Annotated in this window: 1 protein-coding gene; it reads right to left on the minus strand. The window is 36.9% G+C overall.

What is annotated here, in order from left to right; translation table 11 throughout:
* Positions 1 to 1068, minus strand: a 1068-nt coding sequence (locus CHRY9293_RS18365) for an amino acid adenylation domain-containing protein (protein WP_162034302.1), incomplete at both ends; no start/stop codon positions are given.

Below are 1068 nucleotides of genomic sequence, written 5' to 3' on the forward strand. Positions count from 1 at the left end.
ATTCTATCCTATAACCTCGGATCTTTACCTGGAAGTCATTACGACCTATATATTGTAAATTACCATCTGGTAGAAAACGTACTAAATCTCCTGTCTTATACATCCGTCCATTATAACCTATTTCCTTATCCTCTTCTCTCTGGAAAGGATTAACAACAAAACGCTCAGCCGTAAGCTCAGAAAGATTCAAATAGCCCCGCGAAACTCCTACTCCTCCGATATATAGCTCTCCTACTCCTCCCAAAGGAACAGCACGCAAGTAGCTATCCAAAACATACACCGAAGTATTACGAATAGGACGACCTATGTTGAGAGGATTGTGATCTTCATTATAGTGATGGTACGTAGACCAGACCGTAGTTTCTGTAGGGCCATATTCATTGATAAAAATAATATCTTCATAAGAAGCATCAAGAGTAGGAAAAGATTCTCCACCTACTAAAATCAATTTAAGACCCGTATCAGGTAGTAATTCTCTTAACAAGACAGGAGGAATAAAAGAAACCTCTATTTCATTCTCTTTTATATATTGATTTAAATCTCTTACTTCACTTCTAAGTACACTGCTATAGAGCCATAACGTATTTCCATTACACAGCACAGGAAAGCTTTCACTAATAAAAACATCAAATACATAGTTAGAATAGCAGCCAACATTTCTATACTCATCTAACCGATGCGATTTTATCATCGATTCTACAAAGTTCACTACACTTCTATGCTCTATCATCACTCCCTTGGGCTTGCCTGTTGTTCCACTCGTATAAATGACATACGATAAATCACCTGAACTTACTTCTGTATCGGGATTTTCTGTGGAACATATATCCAAGCTATCTTTCATATCCGAAGAATTCAGACTAAGAATACTTAGAGTTGATTCTTCTTCTCTATCTATTAATTCCTTATAGTCATATAAACGATTCTTTGTACTCTCTTCAACGATTACAACTCTAGCCTTGGTATCTCCCAAAATATGATCTATTCTATCCATAGGATAACCAGGATCCATAGGAACATACGCTCCGCCTGATTTTAATACCCCTAAGATTCCAATCAGCATCTGCT

Source organism: Chryseobacterium potabilaquae, assembly GCF_902728265.1.
Lineage (GTDB): Bacteria > Bacteroidota > Bacteroidia > Flavobacteriales > Weeksellaceae > Chryseobacterium > Chryseobacterium potabilaquae.